General features: G+C 38.7%; 1 protein-coding gene. It reads left to right on the forward strand.

Going from position 1 to position 382, the window contains the following annotated elements:
• A partial coding sequence (locus ACT3QP_RS15105) for a hypothetical protein (protein ID WP_444526071.1) occupies window positions 1-382 on the forward strand: 382 nt, incomplete at both ends.

The following is a 382-nucleotide window of genomic DNA, read 5'->3' on the forward strand; positions in this document are numbered from 1 at the left end:
ACTCCATTAGAGAAGTGGGCGAGATATTCATTGTCAAGCAGTCAGGTAAATACGGCGTATTAGACTTTCAAGGTAATATCATACAGCCAATAGCCTTTGATACTATTCAAGATTCTGACAACGGTTTTTTTGTTTTATTCAAAGAAGATCAGCAGGCTATTATGAATGAGGTGGGTGACATCACATTTGCCTTATCAGATATAAGGCTACGGGTCGATATGATGGAGTATCCAAAGGCACTGATACCTATTGAACAAGATGGCTTGTTTGGCTATTTAAATAAGGAGCGAACTGCTGTTGCCATTGAGCCTACCTACGAGACAGTAGAGTTAATTGGTGATCAAGATAGTTTTATCGGTCAAAAAAACGGTAGAAAGCAATT

The sequence above is a fragment of the Psychrobacter sp. AOP7-B1-24 genome, from assembly GCF_052376215.1.
Lineage (GTDB): Bacteria > Pseudomonadota > Gammaproteobacteria > Pseudomonadales > Moraxellaceae > Psychrobacter.